This is a genomic window from Streptomyces sp. NPDC055078 (assembly GCF_053607985.1).
Genome location: NZ_JBSGUP010000766.1, coordinates 1 through 3,648, shown reverse-complemented (window position 1 = coordinate 3,648; position 3,648 = coordinate 1). Strand labels below are relative to the sequence as shown.

The 3,648-nt window shown below is 67.2% G+C and carries 3 protein-coding genes; 1 reads left to right on the top strand and 2 read right to left on the bottom strand.

Going from position 1 to position 3,648, the window contains the following annotated elements; translation table 11 throughout:
- Positions 1-68: 68 nt before the first annotated feature.
- Positions 69-1,457 carry an aspartate aminotransferase family protein gene (locus ACWF94_RS36315; RefSeq protein ID WP_453498783.1) on the bottom strand — a complete coding sequence of 463 codons (1,389 nt, stop codon included), beginning with the start codon at positions 1,455-1,457 and terminating at the stop codon, positions 69-71.
- Positions 1,442-1,957: an Lrp/AsnC family transcriptional regulator gene (locus tag ACWF94_RS36310; protein ID WP_453498780.1), complete on the bottom strand. Its 516-nt coding sequence runs from the start codon at positions 1,955-1,957 to the stop codon at positions 1,442-1,444. Before ACWF94_RS36310 ends, ACWF94_RS36315 begins: the two co-directional genes overlap by 16 nt.
- A 202-nt stretch (positions 1,958-2,159) precedes the next feature.
- Here ACWF94_RS36310 and ACWF94_RS36305 point away from each other — a divergent pair, with 202 nt between their 5' ends.
- Entirely contained in the window at positions 2,160-3,608 is a 1,449-nt protein-coding gene (locus ACWF94_RS36305) for a gamma-aminobutyraldehyde dehydrogenase (RefSeq protein WP_453498778.1), read from the top strand.
- Positions 3,609-3,648: the final 40 nt, after the last annotated feature.

Here is a 3,648-nt window from a genome sequence, read left to right as displayed (position 1 = left end):
GGTGCGCTCCATCCACTCGGATGGGCGTACCCGGGCCGTGGTGCGGGCTCCGGAAGTGGCGGGGTGGATCAGAGTTTTGTCCACGCCTCCGTGAGGACAGTGCGGAGCACGGCCTCGATCTCGTCGAACGTCGACTGGTCGGCGACCAGCGGCGGGGCGAGCTGGATGACCGGGTCGCCGCGGTCGTCGGCGCGGCAGTACAGACCGTTGTCGTACAGCGCCTTGGAGAGGAAGCCGTAGAGCACGCGCTCGGTCTCCTCGTCGGTGAAGGACTCCTTGGTGGCCTTGTCCTTCACCAGTTCGATGCCGTAGAAGAAGCCGTTGCCGCGGACGTCGCCGACGATCGGCAGGTCGTACAGCTTCTCCAGCGTGGCCCTGAAGGCGCCCTCGTTGTCGAGGACGTGCTGGTTGAGGCCCTCGCGCTCGAAGATGTCGAGGTTGGCGACGCCGACGGCGGCGGAGACCGGGTGGCCGCCGAAGGTGTAGCCGTGCAGGAAGGTGTTGTCGCCCTGATAGAACGGCTCGGCCAGCCGGTCGGAGATGATGCAGGCGCCGATCGGGGAGTAGCCCGATGTCATGGCCTTGGCGCAGGTGATCATGTCCGGTACGTAGCCGAACTTGTCGCAGGCGAAGGTGGTGCCCAGCCGGCCGAAGGCGCAGATGACCTCGTCCGACACCAGCAGGACGTCGTACTGGTCGCAGATCTCCCGGACGCGCCGGAAGTACCCGGGCGGCGGCGGGAAGCAGCCGCCGGCGTTCTGCACGGGCTCCAGGAAGACCGCGGCCACGGTGTCGGGGCCCTCGAAGAGGATCTGCTGCTCGATCTGGTCGGCAGCCCAGCGGCCGAACGCCTCGGGGTCGTCCCCGTGGATCGGCGCGCGGTAGATGTTGGTGTTCGGCACCTTGTGCGCGCCGGGCACCAGCGGCTCGAAGGGGGCCTTCAGGGCGGGCAGACCGGTGATGGACAGGGCGCCCTGAGGGGTGCCGTGATAGGCGACCGCACGCGAGATGACCTTGTACTTGGTGTGCTTGCCCTGGAGTTTGAAGTACTGCTTGGCCAGCTTCCAGGCGGTCTCGACCGCCTCGCCGCCACCCGTGGTGAAGAAGACCTTGTTGAGGTCGCCGGGGGCCTTGTCGGCCAGCCGCTCGGCCAGCTCGACCGCCTTGGGGTGGGCGTAGGACCAGACCGGGAAGAAGGCCAGATCCTGGGCCTGCTTGTACGCGGCCTCGGCCAGCTCGTGACGGCCGTGGCCCGCGTTGACCACGAAGAGGCCGGCGAGGCCGTCGATGTAGCGCTTGCCCGCGTCGTCGTAGATGTAGGTGCCCTCACCGCGGACGATGGTGGGGACTGGGGCGTTCTCGTACGCCGACATGCGGGTGAAGTGCATCCACAGGTGGTCGTACGCGGCCTTGGAGAGGTCGCTGCGTTCCTTGGTCACGGCTATCGGGTTCCCCACATATAGGTCTGCTTCTTGAGCTTGAGGTAGACGAAACTCTCGGTGGACCGCACACCGGGGAGCGCGCGGATCCGTTTGTTGATCACTTCGAGCATGTGGTCGTCGTCCTCGCAGACGATCTCCACCATCAGGTCGAAGGAGCCCGCGGTGATCACCACGTACTCGCATTCGTCCATGGCGGTCAGTCCCTCCGCCACCGGGTCGAGGTCGCCCTCGACGGTGATGCCGATCATCGCCTGCCGCCGGAACCCCACGGTGAGGGGATCCGTCACGGCGACGATCTGCATGACGCCCTGGTCGAGCAGCTTCTGGACCCGCTGCCGTACGGCCGCCTCGGACAGGCCCACGGCCTTGCCGATCGCGGCGTACGGACGGCGTCCGTCCTCTTGGAGCTGCTCGATGATCGCGAGGGAGACGGCGTCGATCGTCGGGGTCCCCGCGTGCTGGGCGGTCCCGTTCCTGGAGTCTGCGCTTCGACTGGCCACGGACTCACCATGCACTGGGAGTCGTCTGTCTTGTCAAGTCCCACTCGATGAAATTCGTTGTCGAAGCTCTTGAATGACACCGAATCCGAAGTTTTCGAGGGTCGAGGCTGTCGAAAGCGTCACTCCTGGGCTTAGGCTGAGCCTGTCTGAATCATCGGAAAGCCAATCCGAAACCAATCGGAATCCAATCGGAGATCTGACAGGAGGGGTGGCAACAGTGACCACCGAGCTGCGTCGTCTGCGCAACTACATCAACGGGGAGTTCCGGGACGCCGCCGACAGGCGGACGATCGATGTCATCAACCCGGCCACCGGCGAGGTGTACGCCACGTCACCGCTCTCGGGGCAGGGCGATGTCGACGCGGCCATGGCCGCCGCCGATGCCGCCTTCCCGTCCTGGCGGGACACCACCCCGGCCGAGCGCCAGCGGCTCTTGCTGAAGGTCGCGGACGCGTTCGAGGAGCGGGCCGATGACCTGATCGCGGCCGAGTCGCAGAACACGGGCAAGCCGCTGGAGCTGGTCCGCACCGAAGAGATCCCGCCGATGGTGGACCAGATCCGCTTCTTCGCGGGCGCGGCCCGGATGCTGGAGGGCCGCTCGGCCGGTGAGTACATGGAGGGCTTCACCTCCATGGTCCGCCGGGAGCCGGTCGGCGTCTGCGCGCAGGTCGCGCCGTGGAACTATCCGATGATGATGGCGGTGTGGAAGTTCGCCCCGGCGCTGGCCGCGGGCAACACCGTGGTGCTCAAGCCGTCCGACACCACCCCGGCGTCCACCGTGCTGATCGCCGAGATCATCGGCACGATCCTGCCCAAGGGCGTCTTCAACGTCATCTGCGGCGACCGGGACACCGGCCGCACGATGGTCGAGCACCCGACGCCCGCCATGGCGTCCATCACCGGTTCCGTACGGGCCGGCATCCAGGTCGCCGAGTCGGCGGCCAAGGACGTCAAGCGGGTCCATCTGGAGCTGGGCGGCAAGGCGCCGGTCGTCGTCTTCGAGGACCTCGACAGCGAGGCCATCGCCAAGGCCGCTGCGGAGATCTCCGTCGCGGGCTACTTCAACGCCGGGCAGGACTGTACGGCGGCGACCCGGGTGCTGGTCCAGGAGTCCATCCACGACGAGTTCGTCGCCGCGCTGGCCAAGGCCGCCGCGGAGACGAAAACCGGTGCGCCGGACGACGAGGACGTCCTCTACGGCCCGCTGAACAACGCCAACCAGCTCGCCCAGGTGTCGGGCTTCGTCGACCGGCTCCCGGCGCACGCCAAGGTGGAGGCGGGCGGCAGCCGGGTGGGCGACAAGGGGTACTTCTACGCGCCGACGGTCGTCTCCGGGCTGAAGCAGGACGACGAGATCATCCAGAACGAGGTCTTCGGACCGGTGATCACGGTCCAGTCGTTCACGGACGAGGCCCAGGCACTGGAGTGGGCGAACGGCGTCGAGTACGCGCTCGCCTCATCGGTGTGGACCAAGGACCACGGGCGCGCGATGCGGATGTCGAAGGCGCTGGACTTCGGCTGTGTGTGGATCAACACCCATATCCCGCTCGTCGCCGAGATGCCGCACGGCGGCTTCAAGAAGTCCGGGTACGGCAAGGACCTGTCGGCGTACGGGTTCGACGACTACACCCGTATCAAGCATGTGATGACCTCGCTGGACGGCTGACCCGCCGACATCTGCCCGGTGGACCGGCGCCCGCGAGGGG